Source organism: Vibrio sp. SBT000027 (genome assembly GCF_963894355.1).
Classification (GTDB): Bacteria; Pseudomonadota; Gammaproteobacteria; order Enterobacterales; family Vibrionaceae; genus Vibrio; species Vibrio splendidus.
The window spans coordinates 896,819-922,617 of record NZ_CAWQGD010000004.1; the positions used below are offsets into that span (position 1 = coordinate 896,819).

The window sequence follows — 25,799 nt, forward strand, 5'->3', positions numbered from 1 at the left end:
TGATCTTGATCACTTTATGAGTGTATGTGAAAGAAAGCTACAAAACGCAGCGATTCATTAACGTACCGTTGATAAAAAGTGTAATTTGTTTTCACAAACTGACGTTTTCCAATCTTCTTTGAGCCTCTCCCGTTATGGCATTAGCTGAATGCTCAACGCCAACTGAGTTATTTCACTATTATTCGATTGTCATCCATTCCTTTTGAAATACTTACCGTGTAATGACTTCAAACAGAACGGTGATTGATGGAGGGGATGTGCTGAATGCATTGGTTGTATGTTTTCGACAGCGATGTTTCTAAGTTCACAAAACGTGTTTTTCTTGTGAGCTATCAGGCTACGAGAATCTCATTTTGATTAACTTTATTTAAACAATGTAAGAGTGGTAATTACGACTTATTGATAGAACTCATTCATTAAATTGAGGTGAAAACGCTACCTTTTGCATAATAAGTCAGAGTGAATCGCTATTTATTCCAAATTATTAGGTTAATAATTTGTTGCATGTTATTCCGTGTGGTGCTAGTTTGTATCGCATGAAAAGGTCGGAGTACCTTGCATTTTCACAAACTTGGGAGAGAAAGCGCATGAAAGATGTACCAGCGCTGGACATAAAGGATCTACACAAAACGTTTGGTCAAAATGAAGTTTTAAAGGGAATTTCACTTTCTGCGCATAAAGGCGATGTAGTCTCGATTATCGGATCTTCAGGATCGGGTAAAAGTACTTTCCTTAGATGTATCAACCTCTTAGAAACACCTACTGCTGGCGAGATTTGGGTTAATGGCGAATTAATTCAAATGAAAAATAACCGCCAAGGCGTTTCCGTTCCTGCAAATGAAAAACAAGTTCAACGAATCCGTTCTCGTTTGGCTATGGTTTTTCAAGGCTTCAACCTTTGGTCTCACCTGACCGTTCTCGAAAATGTTATCGAAGCACCCGTTCATGTCTTAGGCGTACCTAAAGCACAAGCAATTGAAAATGCTGAGCTGCTACTGAAGAAAGTAGGACTATATGAACGTAAAGATTACTACCCGGGTCATTTATCTGGCGGTCAACAACAGCGTGCTGCGATTGCAAGAGCGTTAGCGGTTGATCCTGAAGTAATGCTATTTGATGAACCGACATCTGCACTTGACCCTGAGTTAGTAGGGGAAGTTCTTGGTGTAATGCGTGACTTAGCCGAAGAAGGAAGAACCATGCTTGTGGTAACACATGAAATGGCTTTTGCTCGTGATGTATCCAACCACGTGATGTTCTTACATCAAGGTCTGGTGGAAGAACAGGGCGATCCAGCTAAACTGTTTACGGCACCTGAATCAGAGCGTCTACAACAGTTTATCTCTTCTATCTACTAATAAGCAGCTATGTACGCAGTCGATTGAAGTAAATAAAAATTGAAATATTGTTGTTAAGGTCAATGACAGCGGTATAAGCAATAAAACACAACAAGTAATTTAATAAGTAACAACAAACACAATATTAAAATTAGCAAAACATAAAAACCTAAATCACAGGAGTAGGGATATGAAAAAGTGGTTATTAGTAGCGGCACTTGCTGCAACTGCTGCAACGGGCGTAGCTCAAGCAAAAGAATGGAAAACAGTACGCTTCGGTATTGAAGGTGCTTACCCTCCATTTAGCTGGACTGAAGCTGATGGTTCACTAAAAGGCTTTGACGTCGATATGGCGAACGCACTTTGTACTGAAATGCAGGTGAAGTGTAAGATCGTAGCGCAAGATTGGGATGGCATTATTCCTTCTCTACTTGCTCGTAAATATGATGCGATCATCGCGGCAATGTCGATTACAGAAGAGCGTAAGAAAAAAATCGACTTTACTGGTAAGTACGCACTTATCCCAAACAAGTTCATCGCTAAAAAAGGTGCAGGCCTTAACTTTGATGATCTAAGTGGTCAAAAAATTGCCGTTCAACGTGCAACAACTCACGATAAGTACCTAACAGACAACTACGGCGACACAGTAGAAATCGTTCGTTACGGTTCATTTGATGAAGCTTACCTTGACCTAGCTAACGGCCGTGTTGCTGCTGTTCTGGGTGATGCATCGGCTCTAGAAGAAGGCGTACTCAACAAAGCGGGTGGCGAAGACTACGAGTTTGTTGGTCCATCTCTAACCGATCCTAAATGGTTCGGCGATGGTTTTGGTATTGCTCTACGTAAGCAAGACAAAGATCTGACTAAACAGTTAGATGCTGCAATCCTTTCACTACGTGAAAAAGGCATCTACCAAGATATCGCGGCTAAATACTTCAACTACGACGTATACGGCCAGTAATCTCTAGCGTCACTTCTTAAGGGAGAGGTTATCCTCTCCCTGTCTACCAACTTTTTCGCAGTTCTGTTGGAATTCATTATGTTTGATTTACAAGGATATGAAGCTTCGATCCTGAAAGGGGCGGTGCTTACGATCGAAGTTGCCTTGCTGTCGCTAATTTTAGCTATGGTTCTTGGTATGCTAGGTGCCTTAGCTAAACTCGCGCCTTATCGCTGGGCTCGTGCTATCGCAACCCTCTACACAACCGTTATTCGAGGCATTCCTGACCTCGTATTGATGATGTTGATTTTCTTTGGTGGACAAATCCTTTTAAACAACAGTTTGTACTCCATCAATGAGTGGCTCAATGAGTGGTTCACGTCGAGTGACCCTAACCACGAGTGGACCGCTTACTTACCGGATTATATTGATGTCAGCCCATTTATTGCCGGTGTCTTAACGATTGGCTTTATCTTCGGTGCCTACATGGCTGAAACCTTCCGTGGTGCCATCATGGCTGTTGATAGCGGAGAGATGGAAGCGGCAAAGGCCTACGGTATGGGCCCTGTATTAGCGTTCCGCCGTATTCTATTACCTCAAATGATTCGTCACGCACTGCCGGGTTTTGGTAACAACTGGTTGGTTTTACTTAAGACCACCGCGTTGGTTTCGATTATCGGCCTAGAAGACATGGTACGTGTTAGCGCGTTGGCTGCAGGCTCAACCAAAATGCCATTTACCTTTTATATGACAGTGGCACTTATTTTCCTATTCTTCACCAGTGTTTCGACGGGCTTGCTTAAGTTGGTTGAACGTAAATTCAGTATCCACGCGAGGTAGTTATGGACTTTTCATTGATAATTGAAAGCCTGCCGATTTACCTTAGTGGTTTATGGACAACGGCTTGGATGGTTTGCGTCGCTTTGATCATTGGCTTATGTGTAGCAATACCATTAGCTATCGCTCGTAACAGCCCAAATATGCTGATTAACGCCCCTGCTTGGTCGTTCATCTATTTCTTCCGTGGTACGCCATTATTGGTGCAGTTGTACCTGATTTACTACGGAATGGATCAGTTCTTCCCGGTAAAAGATACACTATGGGAGAATGCATGGTTTTGTGCTTTGGTGGCATTCATTCTTAACACATCGGCATACACAGCAGAAATCATTCGTGGCGCTATCAACGGCTTGCCTAAAGGTGAGGTTGAAGCAGCAAAAGCTTATGGTATGAGCACACCCAAGACATACCGCCGCATCATTCTTCCAAGTGCTTTACGTCGAGCATTACCGGCTTACAGTAATGAGGTTATCTTTATGCTTCATGGCTCAGCGGTAGCAGGTATCGTAACCATTATGGATCTAACGGGAGCTGCCCGTTTGGTCAACTCACGTTACTACGCGCCATTTGAATCGTTCCTAACGGCAGGCCTGTTCTATATGGGGTTAACGTTTATCATCATTGCGATTTTCAAATTCGCAGAGAAACGTTTCTTAGCTTACTTAAGACCACTTAGCTAATTGCACTTTGTACAAATCATAGTTAAAAAAACGGCGCTTCTATAGCGCCGTTTTTAATAGCATTAAATAAGTCGTGTGCTTTTGAATTCCACGAACTTTCGAGAAGCTACATCCCAACGAAATAGTTACCTTGCTTCAAATTAAACTCACGCATTCATGAGATTGATTGCTTTAGGTTTGGCGATAGATAGACTCATCGAAATTTTGTTGTTGTATGGAATAATGATGAAAAAGAGTTACTTACTGTCGAATTTGGTTGTTTGTGTTATCGCGTTATCACTTTTAGGATGTGGAGGTGGTAGTGGCGGTGAAAGTGCCCAAACTGGTTCTGGAGGTTCTGGAGGTTCTGGAGGTTCTGGAGGTTCTGGAGGTTCTGGAGGTTCTGGAGGTTCTGGAGGGGAAGGTAATGAAGGCGGCGGAAGTGGCGAGCCTGGTATCACTCCGGCTCCACAAACTGCTGTTCAAAAGGCGTTGTCCACAGGTGACGCTTCTTATGTAGCAGACTCCAATGAATTCATTGATGCAAGCCAAGCGTTAGTTACTGAATACAACTCGAACTACAACCACATTAAGCAAGCTCTATCACAAAACTCTGATGGTGAGCCTTTACGCAATCTTCATTGGGATCCAACACACGATACGGCAATTATCTTACCAACTTATGGTTTTAACGATGTCATCTTGCAAACCAATAAAGCGATGCAAGATGGGTATTCCGACCAAGAGCTTGTCATTGGTATCGCGGGTTATACGTCAGATAACAGTCGCTATGCAGCATTGGCAAGTAACCCGTTTCGAACTAAGCAACGCTTTCCAGATTCTGTCAACGAAGAGATGGATATTTGGCTAGAAAACTTGGTTAAGTGGGCTGCTGATAATGATTCACCACAAAATGTCGTATTAGCTCAGCTCGATCAATCTCATTATTTTCCTGACGACCAAGCTACACGCAACTGGTTGACTAGCAATATCAATCCTTCAATGGTTATTAATGCCGACAATACTTGTGATGGCGGTAAGTTGAGTCAATGCATTGAAAACAATAACCCTGATTTACTGGTTTTGTCTCAAAAGCTGAATGATGGTGATGACATTGAAGATGTGATTACGGGTTTACGCTTGGCGTTCAATAAAAATATACCAGTGTTATATCTACACCTTGATGGCGGCATGACGGATTTAGGTAACGCACTATTTTCAGAAATGCACATGACTTACGTTGGCGACAACTATTGGCGTAAGCTCGGTTTATCGAACTGGGATTCTACACAGCTGATAGATCGAATGCCGGATAATATTGTTCAACAACAAGCGCTTTTACAGCGACTGAAAGACAACAGCTTCACCATCGATCTGAATTCGTGTGATGACAAATCTTGTCCTGACGATTCCAACATGAATGAAGAGTTCTATGCCGCTGCGAACAGTATTCGTTCACACCTAACGACTCTTGATAGCAAAAAAATTGATCTGTTTGCAACCGATGATTACGAATATGAAAAGTTGTTGCTGTTACTCGCTGATCGTTATCGCCAAGATGTTCAATACCCGATGGGTAAAGGCGTAACTGAGAGAATCGAGTTTCTCCATTCTTACTATAGTGATTACGCCACATACAACAGCCGTTTGTATAATGCAGCGCAACCAAGCTTAGGTAATTTCAGCTCTAAGAGTTTTGATAATGTACCGTTGGTCACCAAGCTTATTTCCTTAGAGTCTAAGAGAAACTTTCGTGCGGCTGGTGTTTATGCTTTGCCGGGTAAGACAATCAAAGTGACTCGTTTGGACGGTAATGAGGTGGCGACATCGATAGCATTTAATACCCTACGTAGTGGCGCGACTCACGAATTTTCGGGCGATGACGGCTATGCTAGGCCGAAGTTTTTGACCTCAGTAACCTATCCCGTGAAAACAGGAGAGACGATTTATCTGACTTCTGCCTATGGCGGAACATTACAGGTTCATTTTGATACCAATGATATTGATGTTGAACTGCGTTTTGAGAATGTTGCTCAACACCCTGTTTGGCGAAGTGAAGCCGACAACGACAGTTTTGTCGCCCAGCTTGAAGAAGGAAAGTTTGATTGGGCCGAGTTGGTTACACCTGGGTTCGAAGTCCATTCTAAACTAGACAAGATGAAAGAGTCTATCGGTGCCTCAGATTGGGCGCAGCCGCATGATATGGCACTCGCCACTGAGCGTTATGTACATAACTTTCCTCATGCGCTTGCAGGTTTTAGAGGTCCTGGGATTGATGAAATTACTGAAGTACATCAATACGGTGAGGCAAAGGGTTGGGAAATCGCGAACATTGATATAGTGAAGCACATGAATGCCGATCAAGCGAACTGTGGTTACGGCTGTTCAGGAAATCCTTACGATGCTTACTGGTCTTTTCACCCGTTAGGGCATGGTGATCTTCATGAGTTAGGGCATGGATTAGAGAGAGGTCGTTTCAGATTTTCTGGATGGGATGGTCATTCAACAACCAACTACTATTCGTATTTTAGCAAATCAAAATACTACAAAGACACCGGAAAGGTATCTTCTTGCCAAGGCTTAGATTTTAAAGGGCAGTATCGGCTTTTACAGCAGAGCCGGACTCAACCTGATCCCAATGCTTTTATGGCGGCTCAAAATCAAACTGGTTGGAGTTGGGGAGCTCGTATCTACATTCAAATGATGATGCTTGCAGAGCAGCAGGGTGTATTGAATTCGGGTTGGCATTTATTAGGGCGCTTGCACTTGATTGAGAGAGAGTTTAATCGCTTGAAAGGCGGTGATGAACTTTGGAACGATCGAAAAGGCTCGATTGGTTTTTCAGATTATACGAGACAAGAAGCGGTAGATATTACAAACAATGATTGGTTGCTTATCGCATTGAGTTACGTTGCAGAACGGAATATGACGCAATACTTAGACATGTGGGGGTTCAGTTTCAGTGATAAAGCGAAGCAACAAGTCACGGCTCTTAGTCTAAGTAACATGCCTTTGACATATTTTGCATCATCTAATCAAGGGTATTGTTTAGACGAGTTTGCCAAGGCAGCGCTGGATGTTGATGGCACGACTGCTTGGCCGCTGAACTAGACCATACGATATAAAAAAGAGAGGGGATATTATCTCCTCTCTTTCCTTATTAGCTTCTGATCAGCGTTGTGAGCACTATTTGTTTGCTGCTTGATCTGGCTAAGTTTTGTTACCTAAAAATAACTATTTAAACGTCGACCAAATCGGAGCGTGATCTGACGGTTTTTCGATGCCACGCAGTTCGTAGTCGATACCGGCTTCAGTACATTTGTCAGCAAGCTTTTGAGTTGCGAGGACCACATCAATACGCAGACCACGGTTGTCTACGAAGCCTTTTGAGCGGTAATCAAACCACGAGTATTGATCGTTCACTTCAGGGTGTAGTAAACGGAAGCTGTCCACAAAACCCCAATCCATCAGTGTTTTCAACCATTCGCGCTCTTCTGGTTGGAAAGAACACTTACCTGTTTTCAACCAACGTTTCGCATTAGGTTCACCAATACCGATATCAATATCGGTAGGGCTGATATTAATGTCGCCCATTACGATCACTTGTTCATCTTTGTTGTGGTAATCGTTCAGGTACGTCATTAAGTCTTTGTAGAACTCACGCTTATACGGGTATTTGGTTTCATGCTTAATGTTATCCCCTTGAGGGAAGTAACCATTTAGTACGGTAACCTTTTCACCATTTTCATCTTCAAACGTCGCCATGATCATGCGTTTTTGATGGTCTTCATTGTCAGTAGGAAACCCCTTCTGCACAGAGATAGGTTCTTGCTTACACAGCATTGCTACACCGTAGTGCGCTTTTTGGCCGTGGAAGTAAACCTTGTAACCCATTGCTTCAACATCGGCTAATGGGAAGGCTTCATCGTGCACTTTTATCTCTTGAAGACCAATCACGTCGGGTCGGTGCTTATCGATAATAGCTTGCAGTTGGTGAAGACGGGCTCTAAGGCCATTTATGTTGAAGCTAATGACTTTCATTTGTTTTTATACCTCTCGTAAACCCTTGTGCTTGCTTGTTTATCAAGGGTTTGTTGATTTGGTGGATTTCATGGTTAATCGTATTTAACCATGCTTAATAATTTCTGTCGCCACTTTATAAAGACTAAATGGCGACGTTAAATTGTGTGAATACCTACAGTTACGCTGAGTCTACTGAGTTTTTAGTAAGTCTAAAAAGAACGCGTATTCAAGTGCGTCTTCTTTCAATCTTTTGAAGCGACCAGAAGCCCCGCCGTGACCAGCTTCCATATCGGTTTTGAACAACAACACATTATTGTCTGTTTTCATTTCACGCAGTTTCGCCACCCACTTCATTGGTTCAAAGTACTGTACTTGTGAGTCATGCAGGCCTGTTGTCACTAACATGTTCGGGTAGCTTTGAACTTTCACATTGTCATATGGCGAGTAACCTAGCATGTAATCGTAGTAGGTTTTATCGTTGGGGTTGCCCCATTCGTCATACTCGTTGGTGGTGAGAGGAATCGATTCATCAAGCATAGTCGTCACCACGTCTACAAACGGAACATGTGCACCAATACCACGGTACAGTTCTGGTGCTTGGTTGATGATTGCGCCCATCAATAGACCGCCCGCTGAGCCGCCTACCGCAAATACTTTATCTTTAGCACCATAACCTTCTTCAACAAGCCCTTTAGTGACATCAATAAAGTCGTTGAACGTGTTTTGTTTGGTCAGTTTCTTGCCATCTTCATACCAAGGGCGACCAAGCATTTCTGAACCACGGATATGTGCGATAGCATAAACGAATCCGCGATCAAGTAAGCTGAGGCGAGCCGATCCAAAGGTTGGTTCGATTGTGTGGCCGTAAGAGCCGTAGCCGTATTGGTAAATAGGGTTGGTACCGTCTTTCTTGAATAGATCTTTACGATAAACCAAAGACACAGGAACTTGTTGACCATCGCGAGCCGCTACCATGATTCGCTCTGATTGGTAGTTATCCGCTTCGAAATTACCTAATACAGGTGTTTGCTTCATTAGCTCAGATTCAGCTGTACTTAGATCGAAATCATAGTAAGTACCTGGCGTAGTTAAGCTGCTGTAATAGACACGAACTTTTGAGTTATCTAATTCATAGTTACTCGTTAGGTAAGCGGCAAATGCGGTGTCGTTAAATTCAAGTGGGAACTCGTTGCCTGTTGATAGTTGGCGAACTTTCACGGTAGACAAGCCATTCGCACGTTGTTCGTAAACAAGATGGTCATCAAACAGTTCGAAATCTACAAGTTGAGTGTCGTCGTCTGCTGGGATGACGTCGACCCATTTTGAACGGTCATGCATGTCTGCTGTGTTTACTTTCATTAAACGGAAGTTGACGGCTTGGTAGTTGGTGTCGATGTAATACCAATCATCTAGCTTAGCGATGCTGTACTCGATGCCAGTCTCTCGTGGGTAGAAAGGTTCTGCTTTCGCGTTTGGGTTGTTGGCATCAATGATCGAAACACCACTGGTTTCAGTGCTCGAGTGCCAAATGTAGACCTGTTCACCGTCTTTGCTTTTACTCAAAGAGGTGTAGTAAGCGCTGTCAGTTTCTTCGTAGATTAGCTCATCGCTTGTCTGAGATGTGCCCAATACATGTCGTAGAACTTGGTAACCCAGCAATGTTTGTGGATCTTTCTTGATGTAGTAGAAGGCTTGGTTGTCGTTTTGCCATGCAATTGCACTTGAGGCACCTTCAATTTCATCTTTCAGATATTCACCTGTCGTGAGGTCTTTAATCTTGATGGTGTAGATTCGGCGGCTCAGCGTATCTTCGCCATAGGCCAACAAGTTTTCGTTTGGACTGATCGTCAAGCCACCAACACTGAAGAATTCATGTTCTTTTGCCAGTGCGTTAACGTCTAAAATGATTTGCTTGTCTGCGCCTGCAAAGTCTTTTTCACGTAAGTGAACGGGGTATTCGTTGTCACCTGTGACTTCATTCGAATAGAAGTAACTGCCTTTGCGAACCGGTACTGAATTGTCGTCTTTTGCGATTCGCCCTTTGATCTCTTCAAATAATTGTTTTTGTGCCGCTTCTGTATGTTTAAGCACCGTATCTGCGTACTGATTCTCTTGCTCAAGTTGTTTCAAGATCTCTGGGTCTTGGCGTTCATCATCGCGCATCCAGTAGTAATCGTCGATTCGGGTATCACCATGAATCGTCATTGCATGAGGGACTTTCCTAGCAACAGGAGCTTGTGTTTGCTGGGCGACAAGTTGCGATGGAGAGTAGTGGTTCATGGTTGTTATTCCTTGATTGCTGCATCCGGCGACAAGCGCGACCGATACGGCTAATGTGGTTAAAGCGAAACGCATCTTTATATCCTTAGTGTGCACCTTACTCGTTTTAATGCCAGCATCCTTTGTTGGTTAGGTTTCTTCCAGTGATGTTATTTATAATTGGATTCTGGATATGCACTTTCAGCGTAAGTGTCTGTTATTGTTTTCAAAAAATCAAAGTAATGTTAAATGAAATTGCTGATACGTGAGAATGGAAGGAATAAATGCGAAACAAAAAAGGGACACACTTTTCAGTATGTCCCTCTTCGTTGTTTGGGCTGGGTTCGAGTTTTACTTTAGATAGCTAATGGCATTTCGTTTGAATGGTCAGGTTTACGATTAACCCAACGTAAACCAAGCATGGCGATGAATGACATTGCAATCATCAAGCAACCGAGTGGCAGTTGGTCTTGAGCAGGGAAGAACGATGCCAATAGTGTTGCGATGCCAGCACCTAGATTTTGCATACCACCGAGGATCGCGCCCCCTGTACCTGCGTGGAATGGGAATGGCGAAAGCGCTCCCGTAGTTGCTGCTGGAAATAAGATACCAGCGCCTAAGAAGTAAATCGTTGCACCGCCAATCAACGTTAATGCTGTTGTTTGACCGAATAGACCCGGTATAAATACCACTGTTGAGCCTACCAAGATAGCAACTAGACCAACATTCAATACGCGGCGCTCACTGCGACGTTGTGCGATGTAACTAGATAGGCCTGCACCCACCAAGTAACCCGGAATGGGTAAGACAAACAACAAGCTTACTGTGGTTGCTGGTAAGCCAAGTACACCGCCAAGCAGTACGCCTGCCGCTGCTTCGAATACCGCTACGCCAGCAAAGGTTGCGACTAATACCAATAAGAAACCTTGGAAACGTTTGTCAGACAGAACGAATTTGTAGCTGTTGGCAACTGATTCATGCTTGCGTCGTTCTTTCGGCAGAGTCTCCATCATGCTCGTCATCATGGTAATCACAACGGCGATACCAAACAGCGCAAGGAACAAGTAGCTAGAACGCCAGCCGAAAGCTTCTGTTAGGTAACCACCCAATACAGGAGCCATCAATGGTGAGAAAATCACACACATGCTAATTAAGCTGTTTGCACGGTGCAGTTCTGCGCCTTCAAAACAGTCGCGAGTCAATGTACGAGACATCGCACCGCCACAACCGATACCCAAACCTTGGATAAAGCTACCCGCTAAGAACCATTCATACTCGTGAGCGAACAATGCCACCAGAGTGCCGATGATGTAGATGATCAAACCAATCACGATGATCGGTTTACGACCTAGGCGATCAGAAAGTGGACCGTAGACAAATTGCGACAGACCATAAGGGATCAAGTAACACGCCATCACTGCTTGGAGTGAAGACGCCGAAACCAAGAACTCACCCGACATATGACCGATAGAAGGCACGTACATCGTTTGAGTCATTTGACCTACGGCAGTCAGAATAGCGATTAAAAAGGTAAGTTTCGCTAATGGAAACGAGGCGGACATTTGCGTATCTCTCCAAAAAATAAAGACGTAAAAAGCCTTAGCGCTCCTTTGAGGAGAGCCAAATGAATAAAGTGTTCAGGGAATCTAGGCGCGAGATATTAGATCTTGAATGCCGAGTTAGCAATCAAAAAGTGTGAAGTTGATCAAGATAAAAATCTATAGTTTGGATTATTAAAACTAATCCGAAGTTACTGTGTTCTCAAAGATCAAAAGGGGGAATGTTTTTCCTAGAAATTTCGATGCTATGGTTATGCCCAAAGTGTTAGTTCAATAGTTACATGGCCCATGATGGCGTGAATACATTTAGTTGAAATCACAGAAAAAAGGCAAAAGACACGGCCTATTAACATTTATGTAAACTTTCGTTTTATATGTAAGCAATTTGTGCTGTAATTATCCGCTAAGCTATTCGTCAAACTTATTTACATTGTGCTCTTCAATTCATCTCAATGTGGTAGTTACGGTTATGGAAGTCTTTTGGCTTAAATAAGGATATTAAATGCGCTCACTATCGGTACAGTGGAAAATCACCCTGCTTGCAGGCTGCTGTCTAATCATTACTTCACTGTCTCTTATTGGTTTTTCAATCTATAACGCGACCAGTAACCAACAAGTCATCAAATCTCAAAGCTCAGAATCAGTTATCAATAAAACTCAGCAGTTGCTGGCGTCTGTTTCTCAGCTTAATGCTCAAGAAACCCAACGCTATGTAGACGAAGCGGTTTACCGCGCAGAAATGTTAGCAGCCAGTGCTCAGTTTCTAAAGAACAATGCGGATGAAAACTTTACCCCAAGTGAAGAGCTTCGTACTGCGTTAGATGAAATGGTTCGTCGCTCAGTTTTGAACTTTGATTCTATTCAAGGTGCATATTTAGTTTTCCAACCTGATTTACTTGATGGTGAAGATGCGAATTATGTCGATGCGGACTATGTTGGATCTAATGAAAAGGGTCGTTTTGCTCCTTATTGGAAGGTGGCGGATAACGGCGAAAATGTTCTAGCGAACGTTCTGTCAGAACCTATCTTGAGCGATGATAGCAATAGCGAACGCTTTTATTGTCCTTTGTCTTCAGGGCAAACGTGTATTAGTACTCCACGAGTCGTGAACAGCGGTGGTACTGCATTACTTACCTCTTCAATTTCAGTACCTATCTTAGTTGATGATGTTGCTATTGGCTTCTTGGGTATTGACCTAAGGCTAGATGGCTTGACCAGTGTGGTCACGCAATCAGATCAAAGCTTATTTGATGGCGCTGGTGCCGTTTATGTTGTCAGCCTAGACGGTTCGGTTATTGCTTCAGATGACTCAAGTATTGCAGTCGGCTCGGTCTTTCAAAGTGACAATACCAACAGTGATTTAATGACCGACTTTATCTTCGGTGGTGAAGTGACGACTCAGTGGAGTGAGAATGGTGAGTGGTTACTCGCATTTGCTCCTGTTACCGCGGCGAACCAAACTTGGGGCGTGCTGTTTGAGATCCCGCGTGAGAGTGTGGTTGCCGATGCTAACCGATTGGATTCAATCATTAGTACTAAAGTAAGCGAAGGCATCCAAACGGAAGTGATTGCAGGCATCATCTTTATTCTTTTTGGTTTAGCTATTATCGCGTTTTCTTCATTGTCTATTGTTAAGCCTATCCGACAGGTAGTCGAAAGGCTCAATGATATCGCTTCTGGTGAAGGTGATTTGACTCAGCGTTTGGAAGTGAAATCTCAAGACGAAATTGGTCAGTTATCACAAGGGTTTAACCTGTTCTTAGACAAGCTTCAGCACACGATTAAAGAAGTGATTCAAACCACTGAGCAAGTAGCGAGTACGACAAGTCAAGCTAAGGCATCAGCATCGAGTACACGTGAAAGCAGTGAATCTCAATTTAAAGAAGTCGATCTAGTGGCAACAGCTGCAGAAGAGATGACTCAGACTGCTGGCTTAGTGGTACAAAATGCAGAAGTTGCAGTTGATGCTGCTTGTGAAGCGAACCGTTCTGCTCGACAAGGGCAACAAGTCATCGAGCTCTCAGCTGGAGAAATGAGAAAGCTGGTGGAGCGTATGTCGAGCGCTGTTCCTATTGTTGAAGAGTTAGCTAAAAATAACGGTAACATCACCGAAATCTTAAGTGTTATTGAAGGGATCTCTGAGCAAACCAACTTACTAGCATTGAATGCGGCGATTGAAGCGGCGAGGGCGGGTGAGCAAGGGCGAGGTTTTGCTGTTGTAGCTGATGAGGTAAGAAACTTAGCAAGTCGTACGCAATCATCGGTTGGTGAAATCAGAGCGGTGATCGACAAGGTTCATGCTGGAACTCAAGATGTTGTCGAAGCGATACAAGAAGGTAATATCTTAGCCAACGATACTGCGTTACATGTTCAAAATGCAGTTGAAGATCTTGGTTCGATTTTCACTTCAATTGAAGAGATCAGCGATATGAATAGCCAGATCGTGAGAGCAGCAGAAGAGCAGCAATCGGTATCCGGCGAAGTGAATCAAAGTGTGGTTAACATTCGCGACTTAAGTGCGAAAATTTTGGAACAAGCTGCAGCTTCTGAGCAAGTGGGCAGCGAAATCGAGCAACTATCTCAACAGCAACAGAAATTGGTGAATCAGTTCAAGGTCTAGTAGTTGACACTCTAGTTGTTCACGGTTTGGCTATTTAAGTTTAGCTAACGGTTGAATCGAAAAAGGGACAAATGAAGATTTCATTTGTCCCTTTTCTGTTTTTCTAAGGTTCTAAGGCTTTAGATCTCGATGATATCCACCGAAACCAATTAACCAAGTTAGTCTTCGATAAACCAGTAACCTTTGTTTACCAATTCAGTCACGACAGTGATACCTGAAGGAGTCAAAGTGGTTGCTGAGTTAATCACCGAGTCATCACACAGTACGTTTAGTAGCGATGAATCCGCATCTTCAACCTTGACCACTTCACCATTGATGTAAGCCGTGTTGCTTTCATTCTCATGGTAGAGCGCTTTTAAGCCCGATACTCGACAGATCTCGCCTTCTGACTCTAAGTGCTGAGCGATCTCTTCTTTTGTCCATAATGGATCAGGAGCGACGATATCAAGCTGGTGGCGTGATTGGCTGAGTAGACAACCCATGAATTCACTGATGGTTTCAGGTTGCTCTAGTGCAGATTTCAACATGTCAGTGAGATTGCTTAAATCCGATGAACGAATTTTGCCGTAGCCTTCTTGCGTTTTGAATTCTGGATCGTGAAGATGAACGTCACCCATATCATGAGCAAGCACAAAATCGGCGAAGTTGCTGATTAGCTCTTGCTCTTTAGGAGAGCGGTAGCCTATAGAATAGCTCATTGATGGCTCTAACGTGTTGCCTTCATGCGGGAAACCCGGTGGGATATAAAGGATATCGCCCGGCTCTAAGGTTTCATCAATGATCGGTTCAAAACCTTCGATTTGACGAAGTGCAGAAGCTTGAACGGTCTCTTTGTATTGGCCCACATCTTTTGCGCCGACTTTCCACTGGCGTTTACCTTGGCCTTGAATGATGAATACATCGTATTGATCAATATGGGGGCCAACGCCACCTTCTGGTGCTGAGTAGCAGATCATTAGGTCGTCGAATAACCAGTTTGGTAAAGCTTGGAACGCTTCTGTCAGCTGATTTGCACCTTGGTGCCAGTGGTTCGCTGCTTGAACGATCAATTGCCAATGTGTTTTAGTTAGCTCGCCAAATTTTTCTTCGGAGAATGGACCATGTTCTGCAGTCCATTGGTTATCGAGATTAGAAACAAAGCGAGAATCCACTTCTTCTTCCATCGATAAACCAGCAAGTTCTTCCGGCGAAATTGGGTCGACGAAGTTTTGGAAGCCACCTTTTAAGATGGTTGGTTTTTTATGCCAGTAGTTTTCAAGAAATTCGGGCATAGAAAAGCTAAGTTGGTACATGTGAATCCTGTATGTTTTTATGCTAGATGCTAGATGCTAGATGCTAGATGCTAGATGCTAGATGCTAGATGCTAGATGCTAGATGCTAGTTTGGCTTGTAAATCCTGTTGGACAATCTTAATTGCTTTTAACGCCACTTTTGGGTCGATTTCGTTGCTTTCGAGCAGATAGATCAGGTCGACAGCTAACTTAACTTCTTCTGGCGCATTATCCAGTGGTGATGATGTGTTATCAGTGTTCATTTCGCTTAGGGTTCTCTAAGTTAATCAGTCTCTCAATATTTTTCATTGAGTCTTCACAGCGTTCTAATCGTTCTTTTGCTAATTGCCAAGCCTCGTCCGCTTTTTTCTTACTGTGGCGAGGCGCAGAATCAAACGCTAACTTTCGTACTCGTACTAAATCGACCAGTCGCTTTTGCCAATCTTGGTGCTGAGCGAGTTCGTTGTATAGGTCGTTGAGATTTTTGCCTGACTTACTTTTTCGGTCTAAGCGTAAATCATGGTTAGCGAGCTCCCTTTGGATTGCAGCTATCTGGTTAGTCAGCTTTTCCGTCAGGTAGTTGGCCCGAGATGCGGTCAGTTGATTTGTATGTTGTTCACGAATAATGGTGTTGTACGTTGCTTGAGTTTCAAGTGCGTAGGGCATTAAAATAGAAGAGCTACACTTAAATAAGGTTCGGTCAAACAAGGCTTGATGATAAGCACCACGGGCTTTGTCGACCTGAGAACTGTGCCCAATTAAGGTATCCAGTACACTTTTAAGATTTGAAAAATGGTTCATTTCGCTTCCCATTGGCTGGTGGCTATAAGTTTACAAACCACGCTTCGTAAGCCAGTTTAATCGCAAGGACACTCACAACAGTCACAAAGACAGGTCGTATAAATGTAGCACCAAAGCGAATAGCAGAATGTGCTCCAACAAATGCACCAGCCATCAAACAAAGCCCCATGGTTAAACCTAGAACCCAATCAATATGACCGAGAATCGCAAAGGTCACCAAAGAGGTGAAGTTGCTAGTGAAGTTCATCGCTTTAGACAAACCAGAAGCCAGTAAGATATTTAAGCGATAAAGCGCCATAGAACTCACCGTCCAAAACGCGCCAGTACCTGGGCCTGCAACACCATCATAAAAGCCAAGAATGAATCCTTGGTACTTTTGTTTTCTTTTAAGTACCGGACACGGTTTAGGAGATACATTATGGCTCACATCCGGAGTCTTATGAAAAATGGTATAGACAGCAGCGGCAAGAATAACTAATGGCAATACCTTCTCTAACCATTCTGTACTGATGGCATCAACAGTTAGGGTGCCGATTGTTGCACCTATTAATGTCGATATGAATGCATTGGTCCAACATTCAGGTTTGAACAGTTTCTTACGATAGTAAGTAAAAGCGGCAGTTGATGAGGCAAACGTTGCGGCCAGCTTATTAGTTCCGAGTGCAATATGTGGCGGTAAACCAAGCGATAGCAAAGCTGGGACGGTTAACATCCCTCCGCCACCGGCGACAGCATCGATAAAGCCTGCTGCAAATGCAACCAAGGCAAGTATGACCAACATGGTTGGCTCAATCATTTCCATAAATAGCTAGTGTTCTCGTTATCGGCTGTTAGGGCAGCCACATGAATAATCAATGGATTAGCCATGTTGGGTTGTGAATGCAAGGACCTAGCGATGACAGGCCCATAACTACCTTAAGGGCAGTAAAATTAGTATTTTATTGTTCTTTTAAAAGGCGGTAGCGAATCGAGTAGGGATTTCCCGTATCGCTTCGTGACTATGCGTCTATCAAGGATCGTGACTCTACCAGAATCTCGTTCTTTACGCAGCAATCTACCCACAGATTGAATAAGCTTTTTACTCGCTTCTGGAACAGTAATCTGCATAAAAGGATTACCGCCGCGTGATTCAATATATTCTGAATGTGCTCGCTCTACAGGAGAGGTAGGAACACCAAAAGGAATCTTGGTAATCACGAGGTTTTCAAGTAGCTCACCAGGTAGATCAAGACCTTCAGAAAAGCTACCCGTTCCAAAAAGGACGCTGGTTTTACCTTGGTCTATCAGCTTTTTATGTTTTTTTAGGATTTCGGTTCGTGAAGTATCACCTTGAACCTGCAATGCCCACGACTTTTTAACGAAATCTGTTGCCAAAGCTTCTGCAACTTTATTCATTTGCCAGTAAGAAGAGAATAAAACGAGATTGGCTTTGTTGTCTTCTATTACCTTAGGCAATATTTCAATAAGATATTCAGTAAACTGAGGTGCTTGTGGTTCGTACTTCATTGCAGGAACAACCAGCTCAGCTTGGTTCTGATAATCAAACGGCGATGCCAAAGCAAGAAATTGTACACCGTCCTCGGCTTTTTGACTGATACCTGCTTGATGGCAGAAAAAGTTGAAGGAGTTGAGTGCTCTCATTGTCGCAGAGACGAGTACTGCACCAACGCAACGACTCCAGATCTGTTGGTCCAGTTGCCAACCCACCTCTAGTGGCGAAACATTCACAACGAAATCGCCTTCACTTTCTTTATTCAGTTCAAGCCAACGTGCTAAAGGCGCTCCTTTCTCTCTCTTAGGTTCAGCCATTAAGCGCCAAACTTGGGCAAGGTTCTCTGTTCTTTGTATATAGAAGCCAATTTCTGCAAGTGCAGGTTCTGCAAGCTTTGCTGAAAGCTCTCCGTCTTTAACTCGTTCTGCAATCAGGTCTGCAATCTTCGCAACGGCCTGGCTCGCCTTTTGTGTGAGTTGCTTGAGATCTTTAGATTCATTCTCTAGCCAATCAGGTAAGTCGCCATGCTCGAAGCGATACAAGCCGTCTTCAAAGTGGCTAGCATCAAACTGTTTGCTCATTTGAGTCAGGGTAGGGATTAGCTGTTGCACTGAGTCTTGTAGTTCATTTCTAAATCGATGAACACGCTTTTCGTCGGCGAGGCCTGAAAGCTTGGTGATGGATTGATTCAAACGCTCGAGCCACGATGCAGCTCCTTTTAAACTTGCGGCCGCAGAGGAATGATCTCTGGCTACGTGTGGTAAGTGGTGAGCTTCATCAAATATATAGATGCTGTTTTCTGGTTCGGGCAGTATCACACCGCCTCCTAGGTCAGCATCTGCCATCACTAAACTGTGATTGGCGATAATCACGTCTGCTTTATCTAGCTCTGAACGCGCTTTTTGGAAAGGGCAGTCTCTGTGCGTAGGCATACTGTTGTTACAGCTGTGTTTATCACTGACGATCATCTGCCAAATCATGTTGTCGATAGGTTTTGGCCACGAATCACGGTCGCCATCCCATTTACCTTGGGTTAGGCTGCGGTACATGGTTTGGAGTTGTTCGATGTCTTTCTTTTTTGGTTTGGACTCGAACATGGCCATTTGTCCACCATCAACTAGTCCACCATCAAGCCCACAAGCAGCGGCTAACTTCTCGGAGCAACAATAACGCTGTCTTCCTTTCGCTAATATAAAAGAAAACTCTCTATCAGTAAGTCTTCTATATAGAGGGAGATCTTTATTGACGAGTTGTTCTTGTAGGGCAACTGTAGCTGTCGAAATGATGATTTTTCGATTATTTAGCACAGCGACAGGAATCGTTGCCATGAGATAGGCGAGTGATTTCCCGATTCCTGTTCCCGCTTCAGCCACAATCATGCGATTACTTTTGTGGTATTGACCACAAAGTGTCTTAGCTATTTCTGCAACTAGGTAATTTTGAGCACGTCGAGGTACAAAGTTGTCCAACTGATCTTGGAGGTTTTGATAACTGGTGCGAATGGATTTTTGAATTTTAGTAGTTAGCATACTGTGACCTACATAACGGAGCGAGGATAGTAGCACATATCACTAGTCGGTACATTTGCGGCGAAATAGCTTGCTTTTAAATCAAAGGTAGATCTTGTTCACAAAAAAAAACTGAACCATCAGGAACTTAACGGTTTTATTTATGTTGTGAAATATAAATATTAAAAAAGACTGACTTGTAGGTGTTAAGTTCTGATTTGTTGTTTTTTTATTGGCTTGTCTGGTTTTAAATGCTGTTATGTTCTTTTTTTATATTATTATATTTCCTGATAAAACTAAGGATAAGTTACTCGTAAAACAATGAAAAAAAATGTAAGTCTTTGATTGTTATTGCTTTGTGTTTTTTTTAGATGTGTTTTTAGTTTATTTGACACGCAGGATAATCTTTTGCAATCTAGACCTCGAAATTTAGTGACGGTGATTAACCAACAAAGAGTGGTAATGACCAGTCGCACAAAATAAAAAAAGGGAACCGGGCAAGGATCTCCCATTCTTAGAAAAGGCAGTGGATTTATTATGAAAAAGACTCTATTAGCGCTAACAATCGCAGCAGCTTCAACTTCAGCTTTCGCGAACGTAGGCCTAGGCAACGCAAAACCAACATTTGAATTTGACCCAATGCACAAAGAACAGTTCTCTGTTTCTGGTTCACTTGGTCTTGGTGGTTACTACGATACTAAAACTAACGCGATGTACGATGACTGGGCAACAGCTCTTACTCTAGCAGTTAGCTACAAAAACAACCGCCTAGTTGGTTACTTCGAAACTGATTTCGAACTTAACTGGACAACTGACGAAAACGACAACGGCTTCGGCGTTAAAAACGAATTCGGTACTGACGTTGATAAAGCATGGTTAGGTTTTGACACTGGTGTTGGTGTTGCATCTTTCGGTTGGGAAAACGATACTGCTCTTGATAAAGTTGATGGCGCTGGCGACATGACTTACGAGTTCGGTTCTTCTGCTGGTGATGCTTCTGATGCATTCAACGTAGTTAAGTTCCAAGGCGCTACTTCAGGCTTCGCTTACGGTATCTCTTACTTCGAAACTGATGACGACCACTCTGCTGCTGATAAAGGCGTGAACGGTTACGTTGGTTTTGAAAGCGAAGTAGTAAATGTTTACGGTGGTTACGAAACTCGTGACGAAGCTGATTACCAAGTTTACTCTGTATCTGGTAACTCTAAAGTTGGTGAGCTAGACCTAGGTGTTAACTTCTGGATTAACGATGGTTCAGACGACAAAACAGCGACTAAGAACACTACTAACCTAGAAACAGTTGGCTACTACCTATCTGCCGGTTACCCAGTAACTGAGCAACTAACTCTTGCCGCTGGTTACAACGCTAACTCTACTACTGAAGATGGCAAAGCTGACAAAGACATCTCTCGCGTAAACGTTGCTGCAATGTACACACTTAACGACCGCGTAGATATGGGTATCGATATCCTACAAGACATCGATGCTGGTAAAGGCAACGACGAAGAAACTTACATCTTCGCAGCTGCATTCTACAGCTTCTAATAGTTACTTAATCAGTAATTGTTAAATGTTGATAAAAGCCAGTCTTATGACTGGCTTTTTTGTGTCTGAAATTCATCAATGCATATAAAAATGGCCACTTATATAGCGGCCATTTCTCTACTTATCGAAGTATCACTTTAAATCTCTTTCCACTCACCAGGCTGAAGTTGTCCTACATTCATGTTGCCCATTGAATAGCGAATAAGTCGCAGGGTAGGGAAGCCGATATTTGCTGTCATTCGTCTTACCTGACGGTTACGCCCTTCAATGATAGTAATCGCTAACCATGTTGTCGGTATTGCGGCTCTGAAACGCACTGGAGGGGTTCTTTCCCACACAACAGGTTCAGACATCACCTCAATTTGAGCAGGCAGTGTCATGCCGTCTTTTAGCTCCACACCTTTTCTCAATTTATCTAAATCTTCCTCAGAAGGTGCGCCTTCAACCTGCACCCAGTAAGTCTTTGGTGATTTTGAGTTTGGTTGAGTCAATTTGGCTTGGAAGATGCCATCATTGGTCAAGACCATTAACCCTTCACTGTCGCGATCAAGTCGACCCGCCGCGTAAACATCTTTAACAGGAATAAAGTCTGCGAGTGTTTTCCTGCCTTCGCCATCAGTGAACTGGCTGAGAGTATCGAAAGGCTTATTGAACAAAATGACTTTGCGATCTTCGATTGCCACCTTAGGTTTCACGTTGGTAGGTTTACTTTTATATCGGTGCTTACTCGAGTGCGATTTTTTATGCGAACTACCCGTGTTATTTTTATCACTGCTTCGGTTTTGTCTATTACCGCTTTGTTTTAATGTTGCACCAGCACGAGCTGGTTTGTCTGAACGAGATACGCTGTGTGAGCGAGTAGACATGTTAACTACCTTGCAAAAATGTAAACGAAGTGTGCTGAAAAGTTTTCACTGAAACGGAATTGAGCTATCATTTGCGCGCCTAAAAGACACAAAATAGAACAAGTTGATGGACTCTTAAGCCTGATTTGTTTAATTATACCTTCGTGTTTTATTATAACAACGCACTCACGGATTTGGTTCATGCTGTCATCAAGATTGCATGAAAAATAAGATAGAGTACGACTATCGAGTAAGCAGTTTTCACTCTTTGAGTGGCTTACTGGTCAATTTATAACATGCTCAATACTTTAAATGAGCTTGTAAGAACTATAGGGAAATTTCATGCCTACTGAAAAACCAACGATCATCTATACCATTACAGACGAAGCTCCGGCGCTAGCAACTTACTCTCTGCTGCCAATCATTCAATCTTTTACAGCTTCTTCTGGTATTAACGTTGATACTCGCGACATTTCACTTGCAGGGCGTATTATTGCCAACTTCCCTGACTATTTGAACGAAGAGCAACGTATTGGTGATGCATTAGCAGAACTAGGTGAATTGGCTAAGACACCAGAAGCGAACATTATCAAGCTTCCAAACATCTCTGCATCTGTACCTCAGCTTCAAGTAACGATCAAAGAGCTACAGTCAAAAGGTTACGCACTTCCTAATTACCCAGAAGAAGCAAACACTGACGAAGAGAAAGCCGTTAAAGCGACTTACGATAAAATCAAAGGTAGTGCAGTAAACCCTGTACTACGTGAAGGTAACTCGGATCGCCGTGCTCCACTTTCTGTTAAGAACTATGCGAAGAAGAACCCACACTCAATGGGTGCATGGTCTGCAGATTCTAAGTCGCACGTTTCAAGTATGGACGACAAAGACTTCTTCGGTAGCGAAAAGTCAGTAACGATTGAAGGTGCCACAGAAGTGAGCATCGAATTTGTTGGCAAAGATGGCGCGAAGAAAACACTGAAGCCAGCTTTTGCACTGCAAGATAAAGAGATCATTGATGCGTCAGTGATGAACAAAGCTGCTTTGGTTGCGTTCTTTGAGAAAGAAATCGCATCGGCTAAAGAGCAAGGTGTACTGCTTTCTCTTCACATGAAAGCGACGATGATGAAAGTGTCTGACCCAGTGATTTTTGGTCATGCGGTTAAGGTTTACTACAAAGACGTATTTGCTAAGCACGGTCAGCTGTTCAACGAGTTAGGTGTTGATGTAAATAACGGCATCGGCGATGTATACGCAAAAATCGCTGCACTTCCTCAAGATCAGAAACAGGCAATCGAAGCTGACCTGCAAGCAGTATACGAAACTCAGCCTCCACTAGCGATGGTTGACTCAGACCGTGGCATTACTAACCTACACGTTCCAAGTGACATCATTGTTGATGCATCGATGCCTGCAATGTTACGTTCTTCAGGTCAAATGTGGGATCCAGAAGGTAAGCAAAAAGACACGAAAGCAATGATTCCAGATCGTAGCTACGCGAGCATCTACCAAGCTGTTATTGATTTCTGTAAAGAGAACGGCGCTTTCGACCCTACAACGATGGGCAGTGTACCAAACGTTGGTCTAATGGCTCAAAAAGCGGAAGAGTACGGTTCTCACGATAAGACTTTCATCCTTGAAGCTGCTGGTCAGGTTCAAGTTGTAGACGCTTCAGGTTCAGTGCTTCTTGAGCAAGACGTGGAGGAAGGTGATATCTTCCGTATGTGTCAGGTTAAAGATGCACCAATTCAAGATTGGGTTAAGCTAGCGGTTGCTCGTGCTCGTGCATCGGGTGTTCCTGCGGTATTTTGGCTAGACGCGTCTCGCGCGCATGACGCTCAGCTTATTGAGAAAGTAGAAGCATACCTTCCTGAATACGATACTGATGGTCTTGAAATTAAGATCCTTGCTCCACTTGAAGCAACTCAATATTCATTGGTTCGTATCAAAGAAGGTCTAGATACTATTTCTGTTACAGGTAACGTATTACGTGACTACCTAACGGATTTATTCCCAATTCTAGAGCTTGGTACGTCAGCTAAAATGCTATCGATTGTTCCACTAATGAACGGTGGTGGTCTGTTTGAAACAGGTGCTGGCGGTTCTGCTCCTAAGCACGTGCAACAAGTAGAGAAAGAAAACCACCTGCGTTGGGATTCTCTGGGTGAATTCTTGGCATTAGCGGCATCTCTAGAGCACCTAAGCGTGGTCACTGGCAATGCTAAAGCACAAGTTCTAGCTGACGCGCTTGATAAAGCGACGGGTGAGTTCCTAGATAAAAACAAATCTCCTTCACGTCGAGTAGGTGAGCTTGATAACCGTGGTAGCCATTACTACCTAGCAGCATATTGGGCTAAAGCGCTTGCTGAGCAAACGGTTGACGCTGACCTTGCTGCTGAGTTTGCAGGTGTGGCAAGTCAATTGGCTGAAAGTGAAGAAGCTATCGTTGCTGAGCTAAACAACGCTCAAGGTCCAGCAGGTGATTTAGGTGGTTATTACCTACTTGATGATGCATTGGTTTCATCACTAATGCGTCCAAGTTCAACACTGAACGCATTCATTGACGCATAGTGATTAGACTCACCGTTAGCAAATTATGGTCATGATTTACTAACGAGTTGCTTGGTCTGACAGTTAGATCGTAGACCAAGACAAAACGAAAGACGCTTTAACGATAACGTTAAAGCGTCTTTTTTATTCATAATGCTTCCCTAGACCTAGACCTAGACCTAGACCTAGACCTAGACCTAGACCTAGACCCAGAAGTACCTTGGGGGCAAACATCCTCGAGCGAATCGTATTGTGAGCGACGTTATAGCTTCTAGATCGAAAAACCGCTCATTTAATCCTGTATTAGGGGTATCAAATGAGCGGTTTCAATATTCTGCTTACCTGTCAGCCGTTAATTACGACTGATGGAGGTTAACATGATTTGGCCATCGCCTATTTAGCGGCGCTGCCTTCTACAGGAACAACAGAGCTAGCGTGCGAGCCTTTAGGTCCACTTTCTACTTCATAGTCGACCTGCTGACCTGCCTTTAAGGTTCGATAACCTTCCATCTGTATTGTGGAGTAGTGCGCGAAAATATCGCCGTCTTCACCTTCTGGACAAATAAAGCCAAACCCTTTGGCATTGTTAAACCATTTTACTGTACCTGTAGCCATGCTATACATCCCTCATGCATTTTGTTACTAACGTTGTTATATCAATTGTTGTAAGTGCGATTGATATCATTCCTACCAACTAAAGAATTTCAGCTGATAGCTTGAATCTCATACATTGCTTACGGAAATTAACGCTACCCTGCGTAATTATTCCTTATTGGTCATTCTTAACGCGTATTACTCGATTTCGAATCTTGTTATAAAGTTGTATCAGAAAAACCTTTTAGCTCCAATGTAGCTAATGATTGAGCGCAGTCAATAGTAAATTGGTATAAAAGTGATCAATTTTAATAACAAATCACATTCGAGATTAACTGCAAACTATTAACTAAATAGTAACTTAGCGGTAATCTTATCGTTAGCATCAATAGTTATGGTGTCTTTTTAATCAATCACATATGTTAATCCTGTTAATAGAGATCTTTTATTTGCAGCGATGGAAATGGTGGATTAGGCTCAGTATAGAGGAATATTTTTTGGTACTGTTTCTCGGTGCAGTTTCTTAGTACACCGTAATGCGTGAATGTGGTAAATTTGAATGACGTAACACTCACGACTTCCGAAAAATAACTCTTAGCAAAGCGATATGAGCAGAAACTTTGAATGGGCATCTCCAGGCTCAGATTTACTGGAGAAAGAAGAGACAAAAGTAAAGCCACCGGCGATGTATAACGTTGTATTGAATAACGATGACTACACGCCTATGGACTTTGTAATCGAGATCCTAGAGCGATTCTTCTCACTAGATATCGAACAAGCAACGGAAGTGATGCTCAAGGTTCATTATGAAGGTAAAGCTATATGCGGCACATACAGTGCTGAAATAGCGGAAACAAAGGTAGCGCAAGTAAAGATGTACTCAAAGGAAAATGAGCATCCGCTACTATGTACAATGGAGCAAGTATAAATTGCTCGAACAACACTGTTGTTCCCTTAGG

The 25,799-nt window shown here is 43.1% G+C and carries 19 protein-coding genes; 9 read left to right on the top strand and 10 right to left on the bottom strand.

Annotation, left to right across the window (positions count from 1 at the left end; translation table 11 throughout):
* The first annotated feature begins 587 nt into the window (after nt 1-587).
* The 5 genes from AACU28_RS13955 (at nt 588) to AACU28_RS13975 (ending at nt 6,887) form a co-directional block, all read left to right on the top strand.
* Nucleotides 588-1,358 carry an ABC transporter ATP-binding protein gene (locus AACU28_RS13955; RefSeq protein ID WP_017107256.1) on the top strand — a complete coding sequence of 257 codons (771 nt, stop codon included), beginning with the start codon at nt 588-590 and terminating at the stop codon, nt 1,356-1,358.
* Nucleotides 1,359-1,527: 169 nt separating this feature from the next.
* Nucleotides 1,528-2,298 carry an ABC transporter substrate-binding protein gene (locus AACU28_RS13960; RefSeq protein ID WP_017107255.1) on the top strand — a complete coding sequence of 257 codons (771 nt, stop codon included), beginning with the start codon at nt 1,528-1,530 and terminating at the stop codon, nt 2,296-2,298.
* Nucleotides 2,299-2,376: 78 nt separating this feature from the next.
* Nucleotides 2,377-3,117, top strand: a complete 741-nt coding sequence (locus AACU28_RS13965) for an ABC transporter permease (protein WP_004736534.1) — start codon at nt 2,377-2,379, stop codon at nt 3,115-3,117.
* A gap of 2 nt (nt 3,118-3,119) precedes the next feature.
* Entirely contained in the window at nt 3,120-3,797 is a 678-nt protein-coding gene (locus AACU28_RS13970; protein WP_004736535.1) for an ABC transporter permease, read from the top strand.
* A gap of 225 nt (nt 3,798-4,022) precedes the next feature.
* On the top strand, nt 4,023-6,887 hold the full coding sequence (locus tag AACU28_RS13975; protein WP_121603078.1) for an ImpA family metalloprotease: 2,865 nt from the start codon (nt 4,023-4,025) through the stop codon (nt 6,885-6,887).
* A gap of 123 nt (nt 6,888-7,010) precedes the next feature.
* On the opposite strand, the gene xthA is transcribed toward AACU28_RS13975, so the two are convergent.
* From xthA to emrD, 3 genes are all read right to left on the bottom strand, one after another.
* The gene (xthA, locus tag AACU28_RS13980) at nt 7,011-7,817 is read right to left on the bottom strand and encodes an exodeoxyribonuclease III (protein WP_121603079.1); all 807 of its coding nucleotides are present in this window, start codon (nt 7,815-7,817) and stop codon (nt 7,011-7,013) included.
* A gap of 171 nt (nt 7,818-7,988) precedes the next feature.
* Nucleotides 7,989-10,079, bottom strand: a complete 2,091-nt coding sequence (locus AACU28_RS13985; RefSeq protein WP_183091209.1) for a S9 family peptidase — start codon at nt 10,077-10,079, stop codon at nt 7,989-7,991.
* 335 nt (nt 10,080-10,414) lie between these two features.
* A complete protein-coding gene (emrD, locus tag AACU28_RS13990; protein WP_121603081.1) occupies nt 10,415-11,620 on the bottom strand; it encodes a multidrug efflux MFS transporter EmrD in 1,206 nt (401 codons plus the stop codon).
* 499 nt (nt 11,621-12,119) lie between these two features.
* Between emrD and AACU28_RS13995 the strand changes: the two genes are divergently transcribed.
* On the top strand, nt 12,120-14,237 hold the full coding sequence (locus AACU28_RS13995; protein ID WP_054542790.1) for a methyl-accepting chemotaxis protein: 2,118 nt from the start codon (nt 12,120-12,122) through the stop codon (nt 14,235-14,237).
* Between the two features lie 158 nt (nt 14,238-14,395).
* On the opposite strand, the gene AACU28_RS14000 is transcribed toward AACU28_RS13995, so the two are convergent.
* The 5 genes from AACU28_RS14000 to dinG form a co-directional block, all read right to left on the bottom strand.
* Entirely contained in the window at nt 14,396-15,529 is a 1,134-nt protein-coding gene (locus tag AACU28_RS14000; protein ID WP_121603082.1) for a ribosomal protein uL16 3-hydroxylase, read from the bottom strand.
* A 71-nt stretch (nt 15,530-15,600) separates the two neighbouring features.
* Nucleotides 15,601-15,771 (bottom strand): pleiotropic regulatory protein RsmS, encoded by a 171-nt coding sequence (gene rsmS / locus AACU28_RS14005; RefSeq protein ID WP_121603083.1) that lies wholly within the window; start codon nt 15,769-15,771, stop codon nt 15,601-15,603.
* Nucleotides 15,761-16,309 carry a primosomal replication protein gene (locus AACU28_RS14010; RefSeq protein ID WP_121603084.1) on the bottom strand — a complete coding sequence of 183 codons (549 nt, stop codon included), beginning with the start codon at nt 16,307-16,309 and terminating at the stop codon, nt 15,761-15,763. Before AACU28_RS14010 ends, rsmS begins: the two co-directional genes overlap by 11 nt.
* 22 nt (nt 16,310-16,331) lie before the next feature.
* On the bottom strand, nt 16,332-17,111 hold the full coding sequence (locus AACU28_RS14015; protein ID WP_004736543.1) for a sulfite exporter TauE/SafE family protein: 780 nt from the start codon (nt 17,109-17,111) through the stop codon (nt 16,332-16,334).
* Nucleotides 17,112-17,239: 128 nt separating this feature from the next.
* Nucleotides 17,240-19,330, bottom strand: coding sequence for an ATP-dependent DNA helicase DinG (gene dinG, locus AACU28_RS14020; RefSeq protein WP_121603085.1), 2,091 nt, complete (start codon nt 19,328-19,330; stop codon nt 17,240-17,242).
* A 516-nt stretch (nt 19,331-19,846) separates the two neighbouring features.
* On the opposite strand from dinG, the gene AACU28_RS14025 reads away from it, so the two are divergent.
* Nucleotides 19,847-20,854 carry a porin gene (locus AACU28_RS14025; protein ID WP_017083949.1) on the top strand — a complete coding sequence of 336 codons (1,008 nt, stop codon included), beginning with the start codon at nt 19,847-19,849 and terminating at the stop codon, nt 20,852-20,854.
* 137 nt (nt 20,855-20,991) lie between these two features.
* On the opposite strand, the gene AACU28_RS14030 is transcribed toward AACU28_RS14025, so the two are convergent.
* Nucleotides 20,992-21,720 (bottom strand): pseudouridine synthase, encoded by a 729-nt coding sequence (locus AACU28_RS14030; protein ID WP_102540031.1) that lies wholly within the window; start codon nt 21,718-21,720, stop codon nt 20,992-20,994.
* Between the two features lie 321 nt (nt 21,721-22,041).
* Here AACU28_RS14030 and AACU28_RS14035 point away from each other — a divergent pair, with 321 nt between their 5' ends.
* Entirely contained in the window at nt 22,042-24,267 is a 2,226-nt protein-coding gene (locus tag AACU28_RS14035; RefSeq protein ID WP_121603086.1) for an NADP-dependent isocitrate dehydrogenase, read from the top strand.
* A gap of 372 nt (nt 24,268-24,639) precedes the next feature.
* Here the strand turns inward: AACU28_RS14035 and cspD are convergent, their stop codons facing one another.
* Nucleotides 24,640-24,861, bottom strand: coding sequence for a cold shock domain-containing protein CspD (gene cspD / locus AACU28_RS14040; RefSeq protein WP_004736548.1), 222 nt, complete (start codon nt 24,859-24,861; stop codon nt 24,640-24,642).
* A gap of 586 nt (nt 24,862-25,447) precedes the next feature.
* Here cspD and clpS point away from each other — a divergent pair.
* Nucleotides 25,448-25,768 carry an ATP-dependent Clp protease adapter ClpS gene (gene clpS / locus AACU28_RS14045; protein ID WP_004736549.1) on the top strand — a complete coding sequence of 107 codons (321 nt, stop codon included), beginning with the start codon at nt 25,448-25,450 and terminating at the stop codon, nt 25,766-25,768.
* Nucleotides 25,769-25,799: the final 31 nt, after the last annotated feature.